This window comes from Streptomyces chattanoogensis (assembly GCF_001294335.1).
Taxonomy (GTDB): Bacteria; Actinomycetota; Actinomycetes; order Streptomycetales; family Streptomycetaceae; genus Streptomyces; species Streptomyces chattanoogensis.
In genome coordinates, this window is sequence record NZ_LGKG01000032.1 from 1 (window position 1) to 771 (window position 771).

A 771-nucleotide genomic window follows, 5' to 3' on the forward strand; every position below is an offset into this window, starting at 1 on the left:
TGCCGTCCGGGGTCGTTTCGGTTCTGGCGTAGAGGACCTCGCGACCCTGCTCCGCGGCGCGAATGAGTCCTTCGCTGACGAAGTCGAGGAAGCGGGCGGAATTTTCGAGGCGGGTGGCGGCCGGGGTGCCGCGGCCGAGGATGCCGACGCCTTGCCGTGCGGTCTCGATGAACTGGTCGTTGGCCCGGGCGCTGCGGATCATCGACTGGTACCAGAGGTCGTCGTCGACGATGTAGCGCTCGCGGCGGCGTTCGTCGCGTTCCCGGCGGACGAGGGCCAGGCCTTCGAGGAACGTGATCGCTTTGGAGATGGACGCCGGGCTGACCTGGAGGCGTTGGGCGAGTTCGGAGGCGGTGAGGCTGCCGGCGTCGGTGGTGTAGAGGCAGCCCAGCACCCGGGCCATCATCTTGGGCAGGCCCGAGGTCATGAAGACGGTGGTCAGGGTCTCCTGATAGTCGCGCACGGCCTCGGCGTCGCGTCCGTAGGGTTGCGGGAGCGCCTGCTCCCCCCGGGGCGCGGCCTGCCTCCGCTGGTGGGTGCGCTGCTGGGTGGCGCGGTGGGCCAGGTCGGCGCGGTAGCCGGTGGGGCCGCCGTTCCGCGTCACCTCACGCGTGATCGTGGAGGTCGGACGGTCGAGACGGCGGGCGATCTCGGCATAGGCCAGGCCGTCGGCCAGCCCCACCGCGATCTGCTGGCGCTCCTGCTGGGTGAGCCTGCCTCCCGGCATCACGACCCCCTTCATGCCCCACGGGCGCCCCATGGTGCTGCTCG

The 771-nt window shown here is 71.1% G+C and carries 1 protein-coding gene; it reads right to left on the reverse strand.

Features of this window, described 5'->3' with window-relative positions:
* On the reverse strand, nt 1-727 hold a 727-nt coding region (locus ADL29_RS06770), incomplete at its 3' end, for a GbsR/MarR family transcriptional regulator (RefSeq protein ID WP_053922826.1).
* Nucleotides 728-771 lie beyond the last annotated feature (44 nt).